Consider the following 23,559-nt stretch of genomic DNA (forward strand, 5'->3'; position numbering starts at 1 on the left):
TGATCCAGCCTTGGTTAGATTAGATATTATGCAAGGATGCTCTTCCTCCTATAGTGACTTGTATCCCATATTACAAAAGTATTAGAAATACGCATTAGAGAGGACTTTTTGCCTGAATAGTGAAATGACACTGCGCATTATCACCTTCATGTTCAATAGGCCGTATATCGACGATTTTATTTCTAGATCAAGAAAGCCTCCAATGAGCCATTACAATTGTAAAAAATAGATTAAGTAGCGGCAAACCTCACCTTAAATGAATAAGTTTCAATGTCCTGTAACATGGCGCCATGTTATTCTAATTTTTCAATCTATGCTCTGATTCATAAGTGGGGGTAGAATATTGTAGTTATTGTAATCTGCTGATTCTAGATGATAACAACTGGAATGAATACATCGTATTTAATTACTTTAACTGGATGATAGCGCCAAGGATGTTGTGTATGAAAAATTTAATATTAATAACGGTATTCATAATGTTTGCGATCGCAGGCATAACAAGTATCACCTCTACCTCTTATATATCCAATCAAAAAATTGATGAAATTATATTAAAAAAATCCCAAGCAAAGGCTGAAGTAATTGCTAAAAACGTCGAGTATGTATTACAAAAATCTTCCCAGCCATTGGTTGATTTGCAAGAGTTAGTACTGTCACTTTCAGAGCGTTCAGATATTATCTACGCGATTTTCATAGACCGAAAAATTCAAGCCGTTGCACATAGCGATATAAACAAGTTAAATAAGATCTATAAAGATAGCTACACCATGGAGGGAGCAGGGAAAGGAGAGCAAAAATTCTCTAAATGGTATGCGGATGTGCAAAAAATGTGGGTGTACGACATAATGGTCCCCGTTTATGATAAGAATGGTGAGCTATTGGGTGCTTTTGATATAGGTATCCCAATTTCAGAAGTAGATGATGCTGTCGCAGACATTGTGCTTACTCAGTTAATCGCAATCACCGCCATCTTTCTGATATGTGCCTGCGTGTTGATGTGGCTACTGGGTCGATTTTTCAAACCGCTTGCTGGCTTGCAACAGGCATTAGAAGATATATCAAAAGGCGATGGAGACCTTACCGTTAGATTACCTGTACAAGGAACAGATGAAATAGCCCATATTTCTAAAGCATTCAATATTTTTGTGGGTAATATTAATGAAATAATTTCCAAAGTAGTAGATACGGGGTTAGGTATAGGTCGTTCAGCGACTGAACTTCGCAGTCAGTCTCAGCTTGGATTATCAAGAGGTCAAGCGCAAAGCGAGCGCACGTTATTAGTAGCAACTTCAATAAATGAAATGATCGCGACTATTAATGAAATATCGCAAAATGCTGCGGGTGCAGCAAATTCAGCTAATGGTGCAAATAGCGAAACTCAATCTGGGCGTAAAACATTACAAGACTCATCTAATACCATCAATAACCTTGGTGATGAAATGAATAACATGTCATCAGTTATCACATCATTAGCGGGAAAAACACAGTCAATCGGGTCCATACTCGACGTTATAAGAGGTGTTTCAGAGCAGACTAATCTCCTTGCACTCAACGCCGCAATTGAAGCTGCCCGAGCAGGTGAGGCTGGCCGAGGTTTTGCTGTCGTCGCAGATGAAGTCAGAAATCTTGCTACTAAAACTGCACAGTCAACCGATGAAATTCAAAGTATGATTAATCAGTTGCAGCATGAGGCAAAAAATGCGGTAGAGGCGATGGAGAGTAGCCGATCTTTAACAGAAGAAGGTACAAGAACCACCGCTCAAGCTCTGGAAGTTATCGAAAACATATCAGTGCAAGTAATTACTATCCTTGATATGAATACCCAAGTCGCAACAGCTACCGAAGAGCAATCTTGTGTAGCAAATGAAATCAATATCAATATGGATTTGGTAAATAACTCTGTTCAAGAAGGCTTGATCGCTAGCCAGGAGCTAGAAGCTTCTAGTAAAACCCTGGAGCAACTTGCTCAAACTTTAGATCTTCATGTAGGCTCATTCAAAATATAATATAGAAGGCTTCTAATTCTAGGGACTCTTTATTATGTTCAAATAGTGAGTGTGACGACGTCACGCTCACTATCCAATTAACCTTTCAGCAATCATCCTAAACTCAGCCTATTGGCTTAACACGATCAAACTTTAATGTATCTTGACAAGGAAACTCTCAGGCGCTGCATACCTTCGTCAATAGAGACCAGAGGTTGGTAACCCAGATCCGCTTTAGCTGCGCTGATATCAAAGTAATGGCTGGTCGATAATTGGCGTGCGACAAAACGCGTCATCATCGGCTCTTGGGTCTTGCCAAGCCACAGATATATCTTCTCCAGTACGGTGCCGACTATGTAGGCCAGTAGTGCTGGTACGCGTTTTGTTACAGGTGGTAAATCGGCACAATCAAGTATTTTATTGAGCATACAGGCCATCGTGATCGGTTGATCATTACTGACAAAGTAACTATTACCGGCGCAACTTGGCGTAGGGTCTGCGAGTCTTAGCGCCGCCAGAATATGAGCATAGGCGGCATTGTCGATGTAGATAGTATCAACCAGTTTATCCTCTTTACCGACTAATTTTAATCGACCGAGTTTGGCTCGGGCAATGACGCGTGGTACCAGATGCGGATCACCGGGCCCCCAAATTAAATGTGGCCTTATGGCTACGGTTTTGAGCCTATCGCTATTCGCGGCCAGTATCATTTGCTCGGCCAGCGCTTTGGATTGCGCATAATAATTTAAGAATGATTGGGCGTAAGGTTGCGATTCATTGATCCCAGCCTCGTCTTCGCCCGTAAATGTCACACTCGGGGTGCTGGTATATACTAAGCGCTCGATAGCCAGTGACTGACTGGCCTGAATGATATTGGCAGACCCTTCCACATTAGGGCGATAATAATCAGCTTGCGAACCCCATACACCCGCTTTGGATGCGACATGAAAGACCAGATCACAGTCCTTCATCGCCGCGGTGAGCGCCGACAAATCACAGATGTCGCCCTGTACCATGTTGATACCTAGCTTCGATAAATGCGGATAATGGCCACGGGCGAACCCGGTTACTTTAATACCGGCGGCAATTAATGCCAGGCAGATGCTAGTCCCTAAAAAACCACCAGCACCCGTGACAAACGCATGTTTGGTGGTCGCGGCTAATGCAGTAAGGGCGCGCTGTTCAACGGGCGGGCGCGAGCTGAAATTCGTCATATTTAGACCTTGTTTTGGAATACTGTTAACGATTATAAGGTGCTTGTTTTTGCGCCCAAACCGCTAGTTTTTCACGAAATATTTTGGCATTGTGGCGAATATCAACAGGAAAATCAGAGTGAATTAAAAATGCCTTGATCGTGGATGTTTGCTGATGTTTATTGCCAATCGCGTTAAGTTCGTTAAATAACTGCTCAGTAGAGATGACAGCATCATTTTCTAATTCGACACACAGTAAGGGTATAGTTTCACCCTGGTATTGGATCCCCACCAGTGCGGTACGTTTCACTTGCTCATGGGTATTAAATATACGCTCACAAGGGATCGAAAAATAGCGTTGACTCGGCGTGGCGACACTGTGGGCTTTACGGCCACACATCCATAACTGGCCCTGTTCATCTAAATATCCCAGATCCCCCATGCGGTGTCGAAACACTGGCTGTGACTCAGTGCTCGTTGGATCTTTGATCTTGGCGTGTTGGGTGGCGACGTCGCGGCGATAATAGCGCTGACTGACCACTTGTCCTTTCACGACGATCTCACCAATTTGTTGGGTTGGTAAGGTTAAGTCATCATCCCAATCTGCAATAACATCTTCGCAGATCGCAATAATGGCGATCTCAACATCTTTGATTGGCTGGCCAACGCAGATCCCGCCACCGTTATCTGTGATCTCTTGCATGGTTAGCAGTGCTTTACTGCCAATCTTAGTGAGGGGTAATGACTCTGTTGCACCGTAAGAATTCCATACTTCTACATCGGTTTTAAGCAAGCGAGTAAAGCGTGAAATTGACGATAAGGTTGCCGGAGCACCAGCAGAGATCACGCGTTTCAAGCTGGTTAATATCTGCGGTTGATCGTGTTTGCAGCCTGCTTGACCAAGGATCTCGATTAATGCCGGATTAGCAAACAGGTTAGTGCACTGGTATTTTTCAATGGCAGCAAAGATAAAGTCCGGATTGGCGGTTATCGGTTTGCTGGCATCCATATCTGGAATAATTGACGCCATGCCCAGCGCCGGACCAAATAGCGAGAATAGCGGAAAGGTACTGAGATCCCTTTCTCCGGGGTTGATACCGTAATCATCGCGGAGTGCTTGTATTTGCCCTTCAAACATTTGGTGACTGTAAACAACACCTTTAGGCACGCCAGTACTGCCACTGGTGAATAATATGGCGCACAAGTCACTGTTATCAAATAGCGCGATAGGATACGGCTTAATCGGCTCATCTTGCTGTTTATTGACGGTTAAATTGGCACGATAATCGGTTAATAAACGCAGTAAGCTCATTTGCCCAGTCAGGCGAGACAGTATTTCACAACCGCCGACGGTAAGACTAAATCGCACACTGTCTTTACCCCAGCCAAACAATTTTCGCGCGATATGGGCTTTGGGAATACCAATGAAAGCATCGGGAGCCGATTCACTAAAACATTGTTTGAGATTGCGGATCCCCATTCCTGGATCAACCAAGATCGGCACGATACCGGCTTTAAATAATGCAAAGGTCAAGACAAAGAAATCGATGCTTGGCGTGACCATTAACACAGCTTTCATCCCACGTGTTATGCCATAAGCATTTAGCGCATAGGCGAGCTCATCACTTTGCTGATCAAGTGACGCTAAATTAATCTCGTCATAAACCAATTGCCCTTTACGACTCTGCTGTACAGCTACCGCGAGCGAGTCGGGGGTCGCGAATGCGGCGTGAGAGAGGTGGCGACAGAAATTTATCGCCTCTGACGTTGCGTTAATGGTCATACAACTCAACGCTTATCGGTCATGAAGTCGGTGATCAATTCAATGACTTCATCACTGGCGTCTTCCAGAATATAATGACCACAGTCATCAAATTCATTCACTTGCGCGTGCGGCATGCGTTGTTTCCATTGTGCTAAAAAGTGTTTATCAAACACAAAATCTTTTAATCCCCAGCAGATCAGGGTTGGCACAGTCGAAAACTTAGCCAGACTATCGCCAATATCTGTGACTAACTGGTAATTGCGGTCTTCAGGTTTTAATGGAATGTCCTGCACAAAACGTAAGGTGGAAATACGGTTACGCCAAGAGTTAAAAGGCGATACATAAGCACGGCGAACATCTCGGCTCATGGCTTTGCGACGTACGCCAACAATTGACGCGATGGATGAAAAGGCATTAAAACCGCGTACTAAAAACGTGCCGACAACGGTATTACGACAGATCCATAATGGCAGTGGGAACGCTTTTGATAACGGTAGATGAAACGCCGCGGTATTTAAGATCACCAAGCGTTTGATCCGTTCTGGATGTCGCGCCGCGTAACCCATACCTATCATGCCACCCCAGTCGTGAACGACTAAGGTGATGTTTTCTTTAATATCCAGATGCTCAAGTAATGCTTCCAGATCATCAATTCGGCTGGTTAAGGTATAGTCGTAATCGTTATCATCGGGCTTATCAGACAGACCGCAACCAATATGGTCGGGTACAATACACTGATAATTGGTACTTAATGCCGAGACCAGATTACGATAATAAAACGACCAACTCGGGTTACCGTGAACCATGACAACTGGCTCTCCGGTTCCTTCATTGAGGTAATGATATTGCTGACCATTACGGTCAAGGTAATTACGTTTAAATGGGAATAATTTATCTAACATATTTGAAGTATCCAAGTTACCACTTTAATCCAAGCATCATACAATTTAAGCCACTGCCTATTCCTAAGAAGCTCACGTTGTCACCTTTCTTCAAAAAGCCTTCTTCGTCGGCCATCGCTGCGGTCACCGGCAGTGATACTGTGCCCATGTTCCCCAGGTATTTGAAGGTCGGAAATTCTTTTTCAACTGGAATATTTAAGGCGGTTAACACTTTCTTTTGGTTGGCTGCGCCCACCTGATGACAAATCACTTTATTGACATCTTCGGGTGTCCATTGGCGTTGCTCTAAAAATTGCTGCCAGGTTTCTTGCGCCAGTGATACGCCTTCTTTAAGCAATTTGACTGCGTCGGTACGCATATATTCACGGTATAACTGCGTATCGATTTCTTTCAATCCCCACTGGCATAGGTCGTGATGTTCAGGCGCAGATAAGTGCGTGGCCCCTAGTAATTGGTGATTGTGAGACCCAGCTAAATTTAAGCTGCCATCGGTAAGTAAAATAGCTACTGCGCCAGAACCGCCGGTCAAGGTTGCCAGTGATGTGGCGTAGTTTCTGATGGTCGGATCGGCTAACATATCATCGATAGTCACATCAACAATGTGACGTGCAGATTCACAAGAAACCACTAAACCAGCTTTGATCTGGCCCAATTCGATGCGGTTGGCGATATCTAACATGCCGGACAAGGCCCCTAAACAGGCATTACTAATGTCATAAATGGCGGTGTTATTAGATACGCCCAGTTTTGCGGCGATACGGCAGGCGGTTGCTGGTTCGTGCTGATCACGGCAGACTCCGGTATATACCACAGCGCCGATGTCGCTGACATTGATGCCAGTTTCATCTAGGGCTTTTTGTGCAGCAATTAACGCGCCATCAGATAACATGTAGTCTTTTGGCCACCAGCGACGTTGGGTAATACCAGTTAGTGCGGCAAGTTGGCCCACAGGAATACGCAGCTTTTGATATAAAGGCGCTAGGCGAAGCTCCAGTGCTGTACTTGTTATGATCTCTGGAGCTAGTTCATAGGTCAGGCTATTAATAAAAACGCGGTTATATTTCATGGGTAGGTTATTTTGCTCAATTAGTGAGGCGAATTATCGCCTTATTTTAATTACATAAATTACGTTAACGTTATTTGAGCAAGAAAGCGGTGCAGATTCAACTAAAAGTTTATTTAGAGTCATGCGAGTGTAAGACTAAAATAGGGTTTATTTTTATATACCTATGTCGGCTATGCGTTAATATCAGCGCAATAGCTAAACCTGTGAGTAGATAGAAGATCCCCAAACTTGTCTGATTGTTGATCAAATGTTTGATTAAAAAACCGCCGACCAGTCCGGCAAGACACATCTGTACCGATCCCGATAATGCCGACACCGCACCGACTTGTTTACTGTGTGGCGAGAGTAACATGCTTATCGACAATGGGAAGCTGATCCCTTGTGCAATGGCGAGTAGGGTAAAACCAAAGATAAGGTTGACTAGCGACATGTCATTAAAGACTAACCAACAGCCTGCGATCATCATGATACTTGAGGCGAGATACATCAGTTGATTGGTGGTAAAGCGTTTATTTAATCGATTTAACAGCAAACTACCCACTAGCAGCCCGGCAGACGGGATGATCATCACTTCACCATAATCAGCGGCACTGAGTTTTAACCCTTCCTGTAATAAAAAGGGCAGTAGTGACACAGAGACTAGACTCGCTAAGTAACCGATCCAGTTATAGCTTGCTGATGAAATGACTTGGTAGTTTCTTGATAAATGCCAATAACCACGGAGTGTTTCTTTTAGTTTAAATTTTGTTACTGCATGAGGCAGTGTTTCAGGCAGGATAAAGTAGCCCAAGGTGAAAATAGCCAATAAATAAACTAATACAAAGCTAAACACGGATTGCCAGCCAAAATGCCATGCTACCCAGCCGCCAACAACAGGCGAGAGAATCGGTAATATGGATGCCGTTATTGACATATAAGACAGCGCTTGTGTTAACTGACTACCACTGTAACTGTCGCGGATCACACTGCGACCTAATACCGATGCACTACCTGCGCCTAAACCTTGTAATAACCGACCGGCAATCAGAGCGGTATAACTGTCTGGTAATAACACACACATGAGGGTACCAGCCAAATAAATACCTTGACCGAGTAAAAATACCGGGCGCCGACCGATAGCATCAGACAAAGGGCCATAAAAAAGTTGTGATAATCCAAACCCGAGTAAAAACAGGGTGACAAGCTGCTGTACGTCGGCTTGAGAGACTCCCAGATCACGGCTTATTAATGGCAATGAAGGCAGATAAATACTGACACCGACTTGTCCTGTAGCAATGATCATCATGGCCAACGCAAGTGGGATTTTGTTAAATTTGGTTTTATTTATATTCATGTAGTGAGTGTACATTAGTGCTATATAAATGATAATGGCTATAATTGGAACATCATTAAGTCTAATTAGGACTTAATGATGCTTGCGAATTTGTATAGTATATTTGTGTCAGTATGTAAAACAAATGGGAGACTTATGGATTGGATCATGTGTGTACGCAGTTATATTAAGGTGGTTGAGGAAGGTAGCTTTAACGGCGCGGCTTATCAGCTTAATACGACAGGCTCTGCGATCAGTAAACGCATCAACTGGTTAGAAGATAAAGTTGGCGTGCAGTTACTTAAGCGAACCACGCGATCATTAGACCAAACAGAAGCGGGTCAGTTATTTTATCAGCGATCCAGATTGCAACTTGATCAATGGATGTCGCTGGTGGACGAGGCGCGTTCAATTAATCAAACACCTACTGGGATATTAAAGATTGGCGCGACGACCGCTGTTGGTTCTAAGTTCATCATTAAATACCTCAATGACTTTTTACTGATGTATCCAAAAATTAAAATACAACTGCTGACAACATCTCCTGGGCAAATGCCTGAAGCTTACGTTGATGTATTTATTAGCCGGGATTTAGAACAATTAAATACCCACAGTTATAAAGCCATTGAGTTGTTTAAAAATGACGCTAAGTTTTTTGCGTCCCCAGACTATATCGAAAAATACGGTAAGCCTGAAAGTATTGCTGATCTTGAATCGCATAACATGCTCATCTGGGGTGAAAGACCGATACGAGAAGTGAAACTCTCAACGGGCAATCGTATTACTCTGCGAGGAAATTTTGCCACGACTAATCCTGAAGCTTTATATTACGGGGCAAAATGCGGTATGGGCGTATTACTCGCCAGTCAAAAAATGCTTGAAGACTTGACCGAGGTGGGGGATCTGATTCCGGTATTACCTGAACTCTCTGTCGACCATGGTTCTGTGTGTGCTTATTACCCAACGCTTGATTATGAGCATACCCGTACTCAGTTGTTTATTAAATATCTAAAAGAACGAATACGAAATCAGGAATTAAATTCGGTGGATCCTGCTATTTTGCAGTGTTAAAAGTTGTATAAATATGTTTTGGTGGCCTTTTAGTTTCAGGTGTTTGGAGTAGTCGATGTTTCATGCTAATAATATCTTTTTTGTGGTATTAAGGAATATATACTTATGTCAGATAGTTCATCACGTTATTCATCCCTTGCACTTGTTAAAGAAATTGAGTCACCAGAAAATCCTGGAGGACTAGAAAAGCGTGTTGCATTGATACCGAGTGATGTAGGTCAACTTGTCCAATCTGGTATTAAAGTTTATGTTGAGCATGGTGCTGGCGACGGGGTTGGTTTTAGTGATGACGAATATGTAAAAAATAACGCTATCATGCAAACGGCAGAACAAATTTATGTCAATAAATCACTGATCATAAAATTCAAAGGCCCTGCGCTTGCCTCTGTAGAGCAAATGAGTGAAGGCTGTACGTTATTCTGTATGGCTCATTTTAGTTCTTACCCAGATCGCGCTAAATTACTGCAAGATAGACGTATTAATGTGATTGCGATGGAAGATATTTGTGAGTCTCCTAAGCATGAACCCGATCATAAGATCCTTGCTCGTGTGGCGATGAATGCCGCATTAACCCCTTTTATCAATGCTCAAACTATCGGTGACTTGCAAGTTCGAGTTATCGGTTGGAGTGAACGACTACGCGGTGGTATTAAGCGCGCAGGAAATCGTTCTCCAGCTTCATTGCAGGTCATTCAACCAACACTTGCATTTGACGAACTTGATGCTGTAGGCCCTAATGCATTGTATTTCTATGACAGTCAGAGTTTTAACGATAAGCAAGACATATTGCTACAGCTACACAATGCGGGTACCCATCTTTTTGATTTGAGTGAATTTGAGCGTGAACACGGACAACAAGCAATGTCAGCTTACCGAGACAGTCACCCACCGCAAAAATTTGGTTTACGTCGTATCCAGTGTTTACACGAAACGGGTCAAGCTGGTGCCAGATATGGCTTGTCGTTATTGAAAGAGCATAAACCGTCTGTGGATGTCGCGAACATCAAAGCGGTGATCCTTGGTTATGGTAATGTGGGACAGGGTGCTCTGGATGAATTGCATCAACAAGGTGTCAAAAATATCCATGTATTAGGTCGCGCTCAAACAGCCAAAGAGAGCATCGGCTATTGGCTAAAAGATGCTGATATCGTGGTGAATGGTGCTGAACAGCCTGCTGAGCTTAGAGGCAAGAATTTTTTAATCAGTAATCAGGATGTGAAAACGTTAATACCTGAAAATTCGGTTGTTATCGATTTAGTCGGTGGCAGTGCGACTAACCGTAGTCCGGTAGAGCCTGTGATCAGCTGTAGTTTCTTAACTCAGCCTTACTTTATTCAAGACGGCGTGTTGATCTCATCCTTATGGGGTTGGCCTATGATGGGCATGATGCGTGAAACGGCTATTCGCTATTCAGGTCAAATCACCGATGTATTGATTGGTCGTGAAAAATTGATTGATGGGCTAGATAAGCTAACACCGGGTGTAAAAATCGCTCTGGTTTGTGGTCCTTTTTAATCACAACGCCCCACGCATGGTGGGGCTGATTATTATTGTGAATAAAAACTGCGTGTTGGCTCTAGTTCAACATATTCAATAACAGTATTTTCAACCAATTCCTGAATGGACTGCTTATTTGCAAATACAATCAGTATGTTACGCGTTGGTATCACATCAACGATAGCGAGTTCATGTTTCTTCACTAGTGCTGTCGCTGCGTCTTCGCCTCCCTTTTGGTATTTCACATAATACCGATTCAACCTGTTTTCCTTTGTCATGTCGATTATGTTTGTTGACTCTGTCACTGGTGTGGACTGATGTGAATAACTCACCGGGACCACGAGTACCAGAGCCAAGCAAATACTGAGATATCGAATTTTAAAACGAGTCCCTTGTTTTGCCATAATGGCTCCTTATTGGAAGTTTAATCCCCAGCCTTCTAGGCTCCCTGTATCTTGACTGCTCGTATCGACGATCTTTAATTGCCAACGACCCTTTGATTCATTGCCTGAGAAGTCAACATCATAAGTTGTATTTAGATTTCTATCTGAACCACCGCTATTGTTGTGCAGTATAGCCTTGGTACCTGTTGGTGACGTCAATGTTACTTTTAAATCACCAATGTAGCTGTGTTTGATATCTAGCTGAATATTCACCATTCCTGCATCACCAATACGTTTAACATCGATGTTACTGACTACGCCGAAAGATGAATTATCTGGGATAACGACTCTTGTACTATTGGCATAATCTGTCGCACCGTTAGCATTTTTATAAGTCGCGGTCAGTGACGCACCATCGTACTTTTCGTAGCCATAGACAAGCACTTGGTATTGGCCTGTTTGAACGTTATCAATACTACAAACTTCACTATTTCCTTCAGTCCAAGAGCGACAATCATAATCCTTTGTTGTTGGCAAACCGTTAAACAACACGTAAAGGTCTGCATCACCTGAGCCTCCACCCATGGTGAACGTTAATGCCGTTGCATTAGCAGGAACGTCAATATTATAAAGAGTGCTTGAACGACTGCCACCTGAAATTGGCGATTTTGCTATGCCGTTTTCCAATCTCATGTCACCGTTATTATTACCTCCGTCTGGACCATCACAACTTACATCTAGATAGTCATTTGCCGCTGTCGCATTAATCAATCCATAGCCGGTTCTGTTGTCTCGACCTACAACATCTATATCCGTTGCTGATGCTTTTAATGCAGAGCGAATCTGTGTTGCACTACATTGAGGGTGATAGCTCCAAACAAGACCCGCGACACCTACTGCATGTGGTGTCGCCATAGAGGTCCCATTATAATATTGATAGTCTTCACCTGTCGTTGTAGACACCGTGACGTCTTGTTCTAGCATTGCTGATAGTTCAAGGCCAAGGGCTCTATCGACTGAAACCGAAACGATTGGATAAGTATTGTTGTCATCTAATACAAACGGGTTTTGCAGACCAGATAAGGCATCATTACTATAGATTATAGCGGCTTGGGCGCCTGCGTTATGACAAGCTTTTACAGGATCAATTTCTGGTCGATAACCAGTACGTTGATTCTCAATACGCTCAGTTAGACAAACTTTCCCTGTCATGTCACCACAGTTATAACGGTTGTCTGAAATATCGCAGCGTGCGAGTTGCCCTGTATAAGAACCAGCAACAGGACTCGACTGATAATTGCCTGTGCCATCAAGCGTTTTGCGGTTGTGCGGAACAATGCCACGGTCAAAATAGCGTTGGCCGTTAATCACAATATCAGACAGGACACCTTCGCCAACGGTGACTGTTGATAGAATTGCAACCCCTGGTGCTGCCACTTCAACTTGATCAGTGGCTTGGGAGAATGCGGCGTGGTTGTTTTGATTATCTACCGCTGCAATTGACATAACAGAATCGTATGAAGCAGGATAACTGTGTGCGGTGTTCCCAGAATTGCCAGCAGCGGCAATAAGCAGGACACCATTATCAGATAGTTCTTGTAGCGCATCACGTTCAGTTCGACTCGACTGACTGCCGCCTAAGCTCATATTGACGACATTGGCACCGTTCAGCGCACAGGTATCAATTGCTTTGACTAGACTGGATGAATAACCCCAACCAGATTCATTGAATACTTTCACAATATGTAAGTTTACATTTTGATTTGGCATTACACCTACAACACCATCACCATTGGCTATCGCAGCGATGGTGCCCGCAACATGAGTGCCATGAGCATTATGATTACCTGGAGCGTTCCAACTACCGGTGCCGCTATCATTGGTGCCTGAGACCTGATTGCCGCTTAGGTCATTGTGAGTAAGATCGTAACCTGAATCGATAATGCAAATAGTCCGATTTCCGGTATTACTGTCGTTTAAGCCTGCAGCATTAATCGCTCCTTGTCCCCAAGGAATGGACTCACTTAATAAAAAACGAGGCGGGTCGAATTCTACATATTCAACGTCAGTATTAAGCTGTAAATTCGCAAGTGCTTGCGGTTCAATCTCGACACTATAAAGCGGTTTACTTCCGAGTTTCTCCACTTTTTTAGCGTTTACTCGTTCGAGAATTGATTCTTGAAGTAGCTTGGCGCCCCAAACGGGATTGAGCCCCATCATAGAAGGCGCATCAACGCTGGTTTCTTTGAATTTAACGATGTATTTTATCGGTAAATCGAGTTCATCAAACTGAGGGAAAGCATTTGCATAGCTAATTCCTAAGGTTGAAATAGCTGTCGCTATTGCCATTGAGTTTAATAATTTATTGTTTTTATTGAGTTTGTTTTTCATGTTGCCCGGTTCCTTATTGAGCGAGAATTATTACCTGCTGCAAAATGGTCGCAATACTTTCCTATTCGACTTGCAGAACCTGAGTTATAGAATTATAAAGTTAAATTATCAATGATGAGCATCATTTTAAGCGAGCGTAATCGCATTAAATGGAAATGAAAATGATTTTCATTGACATGTCGTGTGCCTATTTATTAGTATTTGTTCTTTGTGTGTTTATTGATCATGTCGATTTGGTTTCTTTTCTAGTATGTGGCTGATTTAAGTGTAAAAATAATTAGAAGGGAATTGTGATTCTGGTTGAATGTTGATCAAGTGAGGGGCTGGTTATTTTAGTGGGACGTTAGAATGTGAGGAGGGGGATTATGATTAGAGGAGAGCACGTATCCCTAAGTATTGACAGGTGATACGTACTTGTTTATCCGTTTATCTAGCAGTCACTGCCATAACGCTGCGTAATATAAATCTCAAAATCATCGCATAATTGACCATCCGAAATGTTATTATCAGCGATAGTCTCTGCACCATCAACAATGCTAATTTTGGCATTTAAAGCCGCAGGTTCAGTTCGTTTTCGCGCGAGTGCTGCGCTGATCTTTTCTTGCTCTTGTAGCCAAGCCTGCTCACTGGTTTTATTGCAAGTATCTGCAAGGTAAGCTGCAGAGAAACCTTCACCGGTTAAACTCCGTAATGTTGCATCGTGGCTGATACTGTTACCCGGTTTCCAGTAATGCTCGGCCAGTAACGGACCAATTTCAGGATTATCCGTTAAGTAGCCAAATTTATTGATAAAGTAAGCACGAGTTTGATAAACCGCCATGTGCGCGAGTAGATAGCCTTGGTAAGAACAAGCAGCCTCTTGCGACAATAAGTGCGGTACGGCCAACAATGGACGTGGACTTGCTGCTAATCCTAAGATACGTTGTTCAGTATCACGGGCAAGCTGAGTCAAGTATTCAGGCGTTAGTAAGTCCTCATCACAGCTATAAACCGCCCACTCAAAATAAGGCACCACTAAGATACTGCGTTCTTGATACGCTTTAAACGGCTGTTTTGCGGCAATTAATGCTTGGATAACTGCATCTGGCACCACTTCACCATCCGCGTTATAAGCATATTGTTTTAACCAATCACCGTCGTTTAATAAACTGTCACAGAACATAGATTGCGTTTCTGCATATGCCATAGAGGTTGGTGCAAATTCTTGTGAGAAACACGGAGAGTTTAATTTAATATTGGCAAAGTGCGCCGCATGGCCCCCTTCATGGAACAAGGTATTGATGCCATCATAACCACTGCCGATTTGGTCTGGTTTAGCGTTACTGGTGAAATTGATTTTACCGGCTTGCCACTTATCTTCAGCATAAAACGATGGGATAGGGCCGTGGCAGAAACCATTTTGATATTTACCCGGTCGGTCTAATAAATCCAGGGTCATGTCGGCTTGTGAGTAATCGATATTCAGGCGACCGAATGATTCAATCCAGCGACGTAATGATTTTGAGAACGGCACGTAAGGGTCAAGTTGACGTGCGGCATCACCGGCATACATAAAGCTAAAGTTATGGCCTTGAACCGCTCTGTCGCCTTTAGTTTTGGCTAAGTTTTGGATGCTGTTTTGGTTTTGTTCACGTGTACGTAATTCAAAATCATCCAAAATAGTGAACAATTGCTCTGGTGTCATCTGTTCGGTTTTATTGACTTTGTAATCAAAGAAGTTACGAAAACCTTGTTGGCGAGCAAAATCGTTACGCTGCTTAACCAGGTCGATATAACCGTTATTTAGCACCCATTGTTCAAGGTCTAATAATGCTTGATGTGCTGATTGACGTACACCTTCATTATTACTGGTGCGAATATTAGCGGCTAGTACGGTGAGAGAGGCTTGCTGTTTGTCCCCATTCTCATCATTACAATACATCAGATAATCTTGGCGCTTGGTAAATAATACCGACTCACTGCGTATCAAGGCGGCCATTTTATCTCGGCCTTCGGCGCTTTCAATTGCATTGGCATCGAAAAAGGCTAACCAACCTTTGAGTCCTTGTACTAGATCATCATCTTCATCGGTTAACTGTAATAGTACGTCAAGGTTACAACGTGTCGCTTTAATATGACTTGGGTCTGAGATAAATGCACTGAGCTTAGCTTCGGCAGCGGCAAAGCCTTCATGGTCATCGCTGGTGCCCATGTAAGTTTGCCAGAATAGGTCTTCTTTGCGGCGGTGTAGCGCTAAATAATCATCATTGAGTTGATTAAAATAATCTTGTGGGTTCAAAACATCTCCTTGTTAAAATAGCGTATTACGGTGATAGTACATGTGATGCACTGAATGAATGCATACGCTAATTTACTTTTTATTTAAAATGAAGTAAAAAATACGACTAAATAAACATCCAATGGTTGGCTGTATGTCACACTTTCCGTAAAGCGGGTAACTGTGTGCTGTATTTACACCTTATATACTTTTTTTGGGGAATTATTTAACGCTTATCTTGTCCCTTATAAATAAAGCCAATACACTTCTAACCTTATAAATAATATATATTATTAATAACATTTTTAGGACCACTATGTATACAGATGAAGACCTTAACAGTGCGGTAGATAAAGGTATTTTTACTGCTTCGTCCGTTGATGAGTTTCGACGTGACCAATTGTTAACCAAGCACGTGACGATAGCTGATGAAGAAAATATTCGTTTAATCGGTGGATTTAACGATATATTCATCGTTATTGCTTGTGCGCTACTCTTGTTTTCATCACTTTGGGCGGTCAAAACGATTGATCCGCGTTTAGGTTTAGCCACGTTTGCCGTGTTGTCATGGGCGCTTGCCGAATTCTTTGTGCTGAAGAGAAAGATGGCATTTCCCGCGATTATGTTACTGCTCGCTTTCATTGGTGGGGTGTTTAACTTATCAATGGAAGTATTTTCTACGCTCGGTGAGCAAGCTGTTATTGCTGCGACTGGCGCATCCGTTATTGCGGCTTATTGTCACTGGCGTCGTTTCCGTGTGCCAATCACGATCGCAGTTGGTACGGCAGCCACAGCAGGCTTCATTGTCTCTTCTTTCGTATCGACCTTTACCACGCCAGAGATGATCAATGTATTAACTGATTGGATACTTGTGGTGATATTTGCGTGCGGTATTTCCACCTTCCTGTTCGCAATGTACTGGGATGCTTCGGATCGTGAACGTGTGACGAGCCGTACCGATACGGCGTTCTGGCTGCACTTATTATCAGCACCTTTAATTATTCATCCGATATTTCTCGGTGTCGGGATTTTGAATGGTGAGGAAAGTATCAGCAGTATTGCGATTATTATTACCTTGTACTTATTGATGTCATTAGTGTCTATTATTATCGATCGCCGTGCCTTTATGGTGTCATCACTGGTGTACGTATTGTATGCATTATCAAGCTTGATGAGTATGTATGGCGATGTCGGTACTAATTTTGCGATGACAGGTGTCGCAATCGGTGCTGCTCTGTTATTACTGTCAGCGTTATGGCATCCGGTTCGCGGCTTGATTGTGACGGTATTACCTAACGCAGTGAAACAACTGGTACCCGATGCTAAGTAGGTAAACAGCCTTATATTATTGTAGGTTAAGTTTCGACTTAGCCTGCGGTATTTTAGTTTCAATAATTAACGGCACAAAAACATAACCGAAGTGCTCATGGCAATAATCAATGTTACCTTGTGTATCTTTTTGTAACTCAAAAATACTATTGTGAACCGGGATAACAAGCTTACCGTTAGGCGCGAGTTGCTTAATTAACTCATCGGGGATCGCTTCACTCGCCGCTGCGCTGACCAAAATTCGGTCGAAGGGTGCATATGCCGCCAGTCCAATCTTGTTTTCGGCAATGAAGAATTCAACATTATCACAACCAAAACGCTGGCAATTTGTTTCACCAAACCGCTTTAACTCAGGAATACGTTCAATACCAAACACAGCGCCTGTTGGTCCGACTAAATAAGCCAGCAGCGCGGTGCTCCAACCTGAGCCTGAACCCACATCTAAAATACGCTGGCCAGCTTCGGGCGCTAACCATAACAGCATGTGTTTAACGGTTGTCGGTTGACTGATTGTTTGCGCATGGCCGATAGAGAAGGGCACATCGTAGTCTGCCAGATGCTGAGTATCAGTTGACATAAAACAACGCCGTTTAACGGCAGAAAAAGCCCGTGCTACACGTTTATCAATCTTATCATCAGCCATTGTTGCTCTCCGTACTCCAACTCAAACCTCAATTCTAATTCTAGCTCTCGCTCAGCTTTTGTGATGATTTTTAACCTTCTATAAATAGTGTTCAATATGCGCTATTTGTACCACATTATAGACATCCTTAGCGCCGTAAATCGTAATTCAGAAACTTGATCTAGATCAATAACTGCTAATTCATAGCATTGACCTGCATATACAGGTAGAATGCCCCCTCAAAAAATTACAATAAAAGCATTAAGTGGGTTATTTAGCATGAGTAGAAAAATAGAATTATTGGCACCGGGTGGTGACGTAGAAGCAATTAAAGCGGCGATTGTTGCTGGTGCAAATGCAGTCTACTGTGGTTTGGATATGTTCAATGCCCGTAACCGTGCGTCCAATCTTTCATTTGATGAGCTAAATGGCGTATTACGACTTGCACACGAAAACAGCTGTGAAGTTTTTTTAACGCTTAACGTTGTGATTTTAGAGCACGAAGTTGTTAGCTTGGTACGCCTGCTTAATAAACTGGTTAATAGCGGTATTGATGGCATCATCGTACAAGACTTAGGTGTTTTCAATATTGTTAAAAAGCATTTCCCATCACTACATATTCATGCGTCGACTCAATTAACAACGCATAATGAAGGTCAGGTTTTATTCTTACATAAAATCGGTGCCACGCGTGTTAACTTATCTCGTGAGCTGAACCTTGGTGAAATTAAGCAATTAACAACTGTTGCGCATGACCATGACGTATTAACCGAAGTATTCGTGCATGGCGCACTGTGTATTGCATTCTCTGGCCAATGTTACTCAAGCTCAGTGAGTGTGGGTAACTCAGGTAACCGTGGTCGTTGTAGCCAAGCATGTCGTGATGAATATGAAGTGACTGCAGAAGGTCATCGTTTCCCGCTTAATTTAAAAGATAACTCAGCATACTTTGACTTACCACAACTGGTCGATGCGGGTGTGGACTCATTAAAAATTGAAGGCCGTATTAAAGGCGCACATTATGTTTACACAGTTGTAGATACATGGCGCAAGCAGATCAACAGCTTTGTTGAGTCTGGCAAATTATTAGCTGACGATGGCAACCTGCATAAAGTATTTAACCGTAGCTTCACTAACTCATTCTTGCAGGGCGACCTAAACAAGAAAATGTTTACTGATAATCCTCGTGATAACAGTGTGAACTACGCAGTTGAAAAAAGTGATGCGATCTCAGTGGTACAAATCCATGACGTAAAACAAGACCTTTATACTGATAAAAATGCATTAGGCGCTGAACTAGCAGAAAAGATTAAAGATCTAAGCATTGATAAGATTGGTCTTACATTAGCATTCACTGCGAAAGAAAATAGCCCATTAACAGTCAAAATTATGGCTGGTGATACGCAGTTTGAAGTTAAAAGTGATTCAGTATTACGTATTGCAGATGAAATCTCAATCACACCAGAAACGGTTGAGAAACGTTTCCGTAGCTTCAACAATGCCACGTTCGATCTTGCGCCAATGAACTTTGATAATTTTGATGCCAATTTAACAGTACCGTTTAAAGAATTAACTGAACTGAAAAACCAAGTGGCGTTTTTATTGAATGGTTCACGTGACGTGGTTAAACACGTTGATGTACCTGCATTACCTCAGCACCCTAAAATAGAAGAAACGCCTAAGTTATCACTGCTTATTGCTAACCTGAAAGATTTACATCTTGCTGACGTAACAGATGCCGATATCTACTTCAAGATCCCTGAAAGCTTGAAAAAGAACTGTCCTAAACACATTAAATTATTACAAGAAAATCCACGTTTAATTCCTTGGTTCCCAGCGGTATTGATTGGTAAAGATTACCTTGAGTCAGTGAAGATCCTGGAACAAGTGAAACCTAAGCGTATCGTTACTAACAATACCGGTATTGCTTATAAAGCGTTTGAAATGGGTATCGAGTGGGTTGCTGGTCCGTTCTTAAACACCACCAACTCACATGCATTATTAACCCTGCAAGAAGAGTTAAACTGTGCCGGTGCGTTTATTTCTAACGAGATCAACCGCGGTCAAATTAGAAATATTACCCGTCCAAAGAACTTTAAAATGTTCTACAGTATCTACCATCCAATCCTGATGATGACGAGTCGTCAATGTTTCTTCCAACAAACGGTTGGCTGTAAGAAACCAGCGATTGAAGATGGTTGCATGCTGAAATGTGAGAAAGCGACCACAATTACCAATGTGAAAGGTATTTCGTTTGCGGTTGATAAACAAAAAGGCGGCTACCCAAGCATTTACAATGACGAGCAGTTCTTAAACTTTGATGCAGTAAACGACTTCTCTCATCTGTTTGACGAATTCTTTATCGATCTAACCAACATTGGTGCAGGCTCTAAAAAAGAACAAGACAAAGTAGAGCTAATCAAACACTTTGAAGCGCTACTCGCGGGTGATGAAACGTCAAAAGTAGCATTAAATAACCTAGTGCCTGTGGCAACAAATGCGCAATATACTCAGGGTTTATAAGCTTTAAGCTCAATAACTCGAATACTTTAGTTAAGCCAAGTGTTGCTGATTGTAGTGAAAATACATGATGTGAAACTTGGCTTTATTTTTATGTACTTAGTAATATCCCATTTTCTATCACATCGAAAATGTGGTCAGTATCAGAATGTAATGCCTATAATTACTGTTTAGTAGTGGTTATCTGCTGGGAAATAGCGGATTGCGGTAGGTTATTATGATATGAATGTTTTACATATACACTCCGATTACCCTGATGGCCGTAATGATCTAAGTACGCCTGCTGTAAAATCCTTATTAGATGCCACCTCTGGTATCGTTAACACCGTGTTTGTTATTCATCGTACCCCATGGCCTTGGTTAGTGCGTGTTATTCCGCATAACCCTAAATTGTATTCGGTTTACTATTGGGGCTTACCGTTTGGCTTAGCGCTGACTTTATCTCTGTTTCTTGCTCGACACCTTCTGTTTAATCTTATCCAAACGCAGCAGATCAACTGCCAGCTTATTCATGGGCATAAACTGGCGATTGATGGCACGTTAGGCGCTGCAATCGCCAATCAAATTGGCATACCGTATTTTCTATCGATTAGAGGAGGAACTGATGTGCGTATTCTGCAGCACAAAGCCTTGTTACGAAATCGTTGGAAAAAGGTATTAGAAGAAGCCGAACATATATTTTGGGTGAGTTGTTGGGCGAGAAAACCGATAAACGAAATGCTGAAAACCACGATTAATACATCAACTGCTCAGTCTAGCTTATTACCAAACCCCTGCGAAATGAGGCAGATAGAAAATATTAGTCAGGTTAATGAAGTCGCTAATTTTGTTACTGTTTTTCGTTTCGAGCAGTATCAACGTAAAGGTATCATGCCATTGCTGGAGGCTATATCCAAACTCAGTGTTTCATATCCAAATATCAGGTTGGATATATACGGCTCAGGACCTGCAGATAAGATTAAAACAGTGCAAGGTAAAATAGACGCATTATCGTTAAATGGCAAGGTCACGATTAAAGGACGTATTGATAACAAGCTTCTGCAGCACAAGTTGAAACAATACACGGCATTTTTATTACCCAGTAACAATGAGTCTTTTGGAATGGTTTTTGTCGAAGCGCTATTTTCTGGGTTGCCCATTTTATATCACGCCAATACTGGCATTGATGGTTACTTGGATGATATTGATGTTGGCATTAAGGTGCACAATCAAGATGTCGATGAGTTAGCAAACAAGGTGGAAGAGTTAATCGTTCGACATGATTATTTCCAAACGCGTATTAAGTGTGCGTTAGAGACCCATGCATTAGATATTTTTGAGAAGAAAACAGTCGTTAATCATTATCAGTGTTTAGTTGATGGCCTTGATCTGGAGTACTCACATGTCGAATAGAAAAGTACTTGTCATTGCATCTGCGGGTGGCCACCTGACTCAAGCTCTTTGTGCCTGTCAGCATGTTGACGATATTGTGCTAGTAACGACGCATTTATTAGTGAATGACATTAAAATTCAGAAAATATATAAAATATGGAGCACGCAAAAAAACGTATTCATTCACTTCGTTAATATTTTTTATGCGCTGTATGTTCTGGTAAAAGAAAGGCCTCGGGCAGTATTTAGCACGGGTGGCCCCATCGTTTTACCCTTCGCGTTAGTGTGTAAGTTCTTACCAATAAGGTTTGTATATTTGGACACATTATCGCGGGTGGTTGAACTGTCTAATACTGGGAAAATGATCCATAAATATAAATTGTATGATGAATTTATGTCGCAATGGGAAGCTGTTGCTAATCAATATAGCGTCGGCTATGCCGGGAAAACCTTTGATTTAGAAGGACACGTGAATAAGGTCGTTACACCGCTACCATCGCCAGAACAGCCCTTGGTCTTAGTGATTACGGGTACTAATTCTTATCCTTTTCCACGGCTGATAGCGGCAATGGCAAAACTCGATATTTACCACGATCCAAACGTACGTTGGTTTATTCAAACCGGTGGTTTTGAGGTTGATGTAAAACCGGCCAATGGCGAAATTGTGGATATGGTTACGAAAGACAAAATGGATGCGTTGGTGCAAGAGAGCAGCCTTGTCATAAGTCATTGCGGTGTCGGCAGTATTAATCACATGCTTATTTATCAAAAGAAAGTGATATTTGTGCCACGGTTGCAGCGATTTGGTGAGTTTTCTGATGATCATCAACTGCAAATAGCCAAAGAGTTAAATAATCCCAACATGGCGGTTGTGTACCCAGATGAATTGTTGCCGGTTTATCCCGTGGCAGAGCTAATAGCTATACCTCGATACGATCAATCAATTGATATTACCAATCATGCTTTTGCAGCGGTTATCGATAAAAAATTATTTGTTGAGCAAAGAGAAGATTCCTATGGCTAAGAAAATATTAATTTCTGTTGTTATTGTTGATTTTTTTAAAGCGGAGCGCGTTGTCCATAATGTCGAAAGAATACTGAATCAACAAGGCGATTTTGATACCGAAGTGATCATTATTGATAACTCTATGGACAGTGGTAATAAGAAGATACTGTCGAAATATCAAGATACCGACAATGTGACGTTAATTTTTAATCAGCAAAATAATGGTTATCCCCGAGGCAGTAATCAGGGGGCTTATTTATGCAATGGTGATTACTTGTTGTTTGTTAATCCGGATATCGAGTTGAAGTCTGCAAGTATATTGGCTGATATTGTTGCTATTTATAACCGGGATCCTGAAGTCGGGATCGTGGGTACCCGACAGTTAAATGATGATGGTTCGACACCTGATACCGTGCGCCGCTTTCCTAACTTGCTAGCGCAAGTAGTGCGCAGAACGTCACTTAGAAACTGGCCTTTGTTAAAAGGCATTGCTGAGCACTACGAATATGTAGAGTTCGATTATTTCAAGTCGGCTAATGTGGATTGGTTACAATCGTCATTTATGGCTATAAGCCGTGAGGTTTGGGGTAAAATTGGCGGTTTTGATAATCGCTATTTTATCTTTATGGCTGATCCCGATATTTGCTATAAATGTTGGGAGCTGGGCTACAAAGTCTATTATGAGAGCGAGATTGTCGTTGGCGCTGATGGATTACGTTGTAGCGATGGTGGCTTTAAAGACGTATTCACTAACCGTATTTTACGCTTTCATATTCGCGATGCCTTCATCTACCATTTTCAGTATTTATTAAAACCGAGCATACCCACAGCACGAAAGTTACAAGGCCGAAGGTCTGAAAACGTTAATTATGAGCAATAGTAAGTTAGT

17 protein-coding genes are annotated in these 23,559 nt (G+C 42.2%); 8 read left to right on the plus strand and 9 right to left on the minus strand.

Features of this window, described 5'->3' with window-relative positions; all coding sequences use genetic code 11:
* Positions 1-443 precede the first annotated feature (443 nt).
* The gene (locus PE36_RS08320; protein ID WP_043994317.1) at positions 444-2,006 is read left to right on the plus strand and encodes a methyl-accepting chemotaxis protein; all 1,563 of its coding nucleotides are present in this window, start codon (positions 444-446) and stop codon (positions 2,004-2,006) included.
* Between the two features lie 125 nt (positions 2,007-2,131).
* Here the strand turns inward: PE36_RS08320 and oleD are convergent, their stop codons facing one another.
* The 5 genes from oleD to PE36_RS08345 all read right to left on the minus strand — a co-directional run bounded on the left by oleD (position 2,132) and on the right by PE36_RS08345 (position 8,244).
* The gene (gene oleD, locus PE36_RS08325; protein ID WP_006031555.1) at positions 2,132-3,199 is read right to left on the minus strand and encodes a 2-alkyl-3-oxoalkanoate reductase; all 1,068 of its coding nucleotides are present in this window, start codon (positions 3,197-3,199) and stop codon (positions 2,132-2,134) included.
* 25 nt (positions 3,200-3,224) lie between these two features.
* The gene (oleC, locus tag PE36_RS08330; RefSeq protein WP_006031556.1) at positions 3,225-4,961 is read right to left on the minus strand and encodes an olefin beta-lactone synthetase; all 1,737 of its coding nucleotides are present in this window, start codon (positions 4,959-4,961) and stop codon (positions 3,225-3,227) included.
* A gap of 5 nt (positions 4,962-4,966) precedes the next feature.
* On the minus strand, positions 4,967-5,845 hold the full coding sequence (locus PE36_RS08335) for an alpha/beta fold hydrolase (protein ID WP_006031557.1): 879 nt from the start codon (positions 5,843-5,845) through the stop codon (positions 4,967-4,969).
* A gap of 16 nt (positions 5,846-5,861) precedes the next feature.
* Entirely contained in the window at positions 5,862-6,911 is a 1,050-nt protein-coding gene (locus PE36_RS08340; protein ID WP_006031558.1) for a 3-oxoacyl-ACP synthase III, read from the minus strand.
* A gap of 109 nt (positions 6,912-7,020) precedes the next feature.
* The gene (locus tag PE36_RS08345; RefSeq protein ID WP_006031559.1) at positions 7,021-8,244 is read right to left on the minus strand and encodes a multidrug effflux MFS transporter; all 1,224 of its coding nucleotides are present in this window, start codon (positions 8,242-8,244) and stop codon (positions 7,021-7,023) included.
* A gap of 135 nt (positions 8,245-8,379) precedes the next feature.
* Here PE36_RS08345 and PE36_RS08350 point away from each other — a divergent pair, with 135 nt between their 5' ends.
* Together PE36_RS08350 and PE36_RS08355 are read left to right on the plus strand one after the other, a co-directional pair.
* The gene (locus PE36_RS08350; protein WP_006031560.1) at positions 8,380-9,294 is read left to right on the plus strand and encodes a LysR family transcriptional regulator; all 915 of its coding nucleotides are present in this window, start codon (positions 8,380-8,382) and stop codon (positions 9,292-9,294) included.
* Between the two features lie 105 nt (positions 9,295-9,399).
* Positions 9,400-10,809, plus strand: coding sequence for an alanine dehydrogenase (locus PE36_RS08355; RefSeq protein ID WP_006031561.1), 1,410 nt, complete (start codon positions 9,400-9,402; stop codon positions 10,807-10,809).
* Between the two features lie 32 nt (positions 10,810-10,841).
* Here the strand turns inward: PE36_RS08355 and PE36_RS08360 are convergent, their stop codons facing one another.
* The 3 genes from PE36_RS08360 to PE36_RS08370 all read right to left on the minus strand — a co-directional run bounded on the left by PE36_RS08360 (position 10,842) and on the right by PE36_RS08370 (position 15,843).
* Positions 10,842-11,195, minus strand: coding sequence for a hypothetical protein (locus PE36_RS08360; RefSeq protein ID WP_006031562.1), 354 nt, complete (start codon positions 11,193-11,195; stop codon positions 10,842-10,844).
* Positions 11,196-11,204: 9 nt separating this feature from the next.
* Complete coding sequence (locus PE36_RS08365; protein WP_006031563.1) at positions 11,205-13,565, minus strand: S8 family serine peptidase; 2,361 nt, start codon at positions 13,563-13,565, stop codon at positions 11,205-11,207.
* Positions 13,566-13,995: 430 nt separating this feature from the next.
* Positions 13,996-15,843 carry a M3 family metallopeptidase gene (locus PE36_RS08370; RefSeq protein ID WP_006031564.1) on the minus strand — a complete coding sequence of 616 codons (1,848 nt, stop codon included), beginning with the start codon at positions 15,841-15,843 and terminating at the stop codon, positions 13,996-13,998.
* A 295-nt stretch (positions 15,844-16,138) separates the two neighbouring features.
* On the opposite strand from PE36_RS08370, the gene PE36_RS08375 reads away from it, so the two are divergent.
* On the plus strand, positions 16,139-17,152 hold the full coding sequence (locus PE36_RS08375; protein WP_006031565.1) for a hypothetical protein: 1,014 nt from the start codon (positions 16,139-16,141) through the stop codon (positions 17,150-17,152).
* Positions 17,153-17,167: 15 nt separating this feature from the next.
* On the opposite strand, the gene PE36_RS08380 is transcribed toward PE36_RS08375, so the two are convergent.
* Entirely contained in the window at positions 17,168-17,794 is a 627-nt protein-coding gene (locus tag PE36_RS08380; protein WP_006031566.1) for a protein-L-isoaspartate O-methyltransferase, read from the minus strand.
* Between the two features lie 258 nt (positions 17,795-18,052).
* Between PE36_RS08380 and PE36_RS08385 the strand changes: the two genes are divergently transcribed.
* The 4 genes from PE36_RS08385 to PE36_RS08400 all read left to right on the plus strand — a co-directional run bounded on the left by PE36_RS08385 (position 18,053) and on the right by PE36_RS08400 (position 23,550).
* A complete protein-coding gene (locus PE36_RS08385; RefSeq protein ID WP_043994346.1) occupies positions 18,053-20,296 on the plus strand; it encodes a peptidase U32 family protein in 2,244 nt (747 codons plus the stop codon).
* A 219-nt stretch (positions 20,297-20,515) separates the two neighbouring features.
* On the plus strand, positions 20,516-21,685 hold the full coding sequence (locus PE36_RS08390) for a glycosyltransferase (RefSeq protein WP_006031568.1): 1,170 nt from the start codon (positions 20,516-20,518) through the stop codon (positions 21,683-21,685).
* The gene (locus PE36_RS08395) at positions 21,675-22,688 is read left to right on the plus strand and encodes a glycosyltransferase (protein WP_006031569.1); all 1,014 of its coding nucleotides are present in this window, start codon (positions 21,675-21,677) and stop codon (positions 22,686-22,688) included. Before PE36_RS08390 ends, PE36_RS08395 begins: the two co-directional genes overlap by 11 nt.
* Positions 22,681-23,550, plus strand: a complete 870-nt coding sequence (locus tag PE36_RS08400; protein WP_006031570.1) for a glycosyltransferase — start codon at positions 22,681-22,683, stop codon at positions 23,548-23,550. Before PE36_RS08395 ends, PE36_RS08400 begins: the two co-directional genes overlap by 8 nt.
* Positions 23,551-23,559 lie beyond the last annotated feature (9 nt).

Origin of the sequence: Moritella sp. PE36 (assembly GCF_000170855.1) — a bacterium.
Taxonomy (GTDB): domain Bacteria; phylum Pseudomonadota; class Gammaproteobacteria; order Enterobacterales; family Moritellaceae; genus Moritella.